This is a genomic window from Salinicola sp. (assembly GCF_982684285.1).
On record NZ_CEXLVS010000161.1, the window covers coordinates 1 to 2,746 of the forward strand.

The 2,746-nt window shown below is 66.1% G+C and carries 4 protein-coding genes; all 4 read right to left on the minus strand.

Annotated features, from left to right (window positions below):
* Nucleotides 1–1,138: class C beta-lactamase (gene ampC, locus AC3AYF_RS13925; RefSeq protein WP_487779881.1), on the minus strand; the 1,138-nt coding region annotated here is incomplete at its 3' end.
* Nucleotides 1,139–1,245: 107 nt separating this feature from the next.
* Entirely contained in the window at nt 1,246–1,587 is a 342-nt protein-coding gene (locus AC3AYF_RS13930) for an FAD binding domain-containing protein (RefSeq protein WP_487779882.1), read from the minus strand.
* The gene (locus AC3AYF_RS13935; protein ID WP_487779883.1) at nt 1,584–2,105 is read right to left on the minus strand and encodes a 2Fe-2S iron-sulfur cluster-binding protein; all 522 of its coding nucleotides are present in this window, start codon (nt 2,103–2,105) and stop codon (nt 1,584–1,586) included. Before AC3AYF_RS13935 ends, AC3AYF_RS13930 begins: the two co-directional genes overlap by 4 nt.
* 166 nt (nt 2,106–2,271) lie before the next feature.
* On the minus strand, nt 2,272–2,746 hold a 475-nt coding region (locus tag AC3AYF_RS13940), incomplete at its 5' end, for a hypothetical protein (protein ID WP_487779884.1).

The following is a 2,746-nucleotide window of genomic DNA, read 5'->3' on the forward strand; positions in this document are numbered from 1 at the left end:
GCTTCGACAGCATCTCGTAGGCCGCCTTGACGCGCGCATCGTTGGGATAGTTTCTGTTGGCCAGCATCACCAGCCCGACCTGCTTGCCGGGCACCAGGACCACGTAGCCGCCGAAGCCGTTGGTGGAGCCGGTCTTGTTGATCCAGACGTCGTCCCGCGGCGCCTGCGGTGGCTCGATCGCTTCGGCCGGGTTGGGCTTCAGGATCATGTCGTAGCCGTTGCCCGCCAGCAGCGTGTCCAGCGAGACCGGCAGCGGGTACTGCTCCCAGATCAGGTCCTGAGTCATGTCGCCGACCTGGAAATTACCCTGGCGCGTGATGTCGATCGCCTGCTGCAGGTCGTCGTCGACCTCGAGCAGACCGAGATTGGCCTGCACCAGCCGGGCCAGGTCGCCGGCGGTGGTCTTGACGCCGTAGGCTTCGTCATCGAGCACGCCGGGCGCCACGCGAATGGGCTCGCCGTCCTTGCTCTCGCCCATGGCGTAATGCGCCATCTGCGCCTCGGGGACGTCGTACCAGGTGTGCTGCAGCCCCAGCGGTTCCAGCACACGGGTCTTCATCGCCGACACGAATGGCTCGTCGAGACTGGCGGCGGTCTCGACGCCCAGCAGGCCGATGCCCAGGTTGGAGTAGGTGCGCACCTCGCCGATCGCCGCGGTGGGCTGCCACTGCCGATACCACGCCATCAGCGAGTCATGGTCCGTCACCTCGTCGGGCACGAACAGCGGCAGCCCGCCGGTGGTGTGGGTGCCCAGGTTGCGCCCGGAGATCTCGTCGAACGCGCTGCCCTCGAGCGCCGGCAGATAACGGCTGACCGGCGCCTCGAGGTCGAGCCTGCCCTCGACGGCGGCGAGTGATGCCAGCGTGGCGGTGAACGTCTTGCTGAGCGAGCCGATCTCGAACAGGGTGTCGCCATCGACTGGTGTGCCGTCGTCACGCTCGGCGACGCCGTAGTTCAGTACCTGCGTTCCCTGTGGGCGAACCACCGCCACCGCCATGCCGGGAATGCTCTGCTGGCGCATCAGCGACTCGATGACCGGATCGACGACACCGCGAACATCGGCGTCACCGCCCTCCGCCAGCGCCAGACTCGACGAGCCCAGCAGCAGTAGCGACATTCCCAACGTGATTCCTTTCATGACGATTTCGATCCTCGGCAGAGTGCGCCGACGGCATCGTCGGGCGCGGAAAACGGTGCCGCCAATCATGCGCAAAAACGGCGCGAACCGAAACCGTCGTCGATCGGCTACAGCAGCCTGTCCAGCGTGATCGGCAGATCGCGGATCTGGACGCTGGCGCCGCTCAGAATCGCGCGGGACAGCAGCGGATAGCGGCTGCGGATCCGCGCATCGCCGGACAGCGCCGCGTTGGTGGCGGCGGCACCGATGATCAGGCCGCCGACGGCGGTCTCGTTGATATCGCGGGAGAGCCGCGTCACGTCGATCAAGGTCTGCGGACGCTCGACGGTCTCGCGCATCAGATCGACCAGATTGGTAACGCCGCCGAGATACTTGGCTTGCCGGCGACGCACCGCCTGTTGTATGGCCCGTTCGCTGTCGGCAACCTGGTGATAATCGAAGGCTCTCATCGCGCTATCTCCTCACCCAGCTCCCTACCGAGAGTGGCGGTAACCGCATCCGCAATTCCGTCGTAGGCGCCGCAGCGGCAGAGATTGCCGATCATCCGCTCGCGCAGTTCGTCACGGCTCCATTTGAGATCCGCTGCGGCGAGATCCTGGGTGACCGCGCTTGGCAGGCCGCGCTCGAATTCACCGGCCATGCCCACCGCCGAACAGAGCTGGCCCGGCGTGCAGTAGCCGCACTGGAAGCCATCGTGTTCGATGAACGCCGCCTGCACCGGATGCAGCGTGCCGCGCTCGGCCAGCCCCTCGACCGTGGTGATCTCCCGCCCCTGATATTGAACGGCGAGTGCCAGGCAGGCGTTGATGCGCTCACCGTCGACCAGCACGGTACAGGCGCCGCAAGCGCCCTGGTTGCAACCCTTCTTGGTGCCGCTGAGCTGGAACTGCTCGCGCAGCAGATCGAGCAGTGACGTTCGGAAATCCACCTCGGCCTCCCGAACCTGGCCGTTGATCGTCCATTGCATATCGAGCCTCGGGTCACGGTTGTGTATCGCTATCGAATAATCGTCAGGTCGTTGCCACACGCGGATAGTGGGTGTTTATCGAGCGTGGGTGTTTATCGAGCGTGGGTGTTTATCGAGCCTAGCCCGCTTCCCGGTCCGGGGCGGTCGCCATTTCGTGGCAGCCCGATCAGTCGATGCAGAAAGCGCCTTTGCCGATCTCGCCGCTGAAGGCGTCCTGGTCGCACGTCGGCAAGCTCGTGGGCAATGGCAGGGTCTCCAGCCGAATCGCCGTACCCTGCAGCAGGCCGGACAACGCCTCGCCACTGACCGAACCGGCGGTGGGAAAGCGGACGATACTGGCCGCACGCGCCCGGGCGAGCAGTGGCAGGAAGGCGAGGATCGGCCCCAGGGTGGCAAAGCGGTAGGGTAAGGCCGCTCTTGCCCAGGGGCAGCGACGGTCGGGCTCGGCGAGACGTTCGATCGAGCCGATGACGAGGGTATCCAGCCGTCCGTAGCGGTCGTCGATCCAGGCCGCCGCCCGCTGCAGCGCACCGGCATCGTCGATCCGCCCGGATTTGAGCATCGTCGTGCCCAGGTCGAGCGTGAGCGCGCGTGTGACGGCGTCTTTCACGCGATCGGCGTCGCGCGCATGCCTCGCGCTC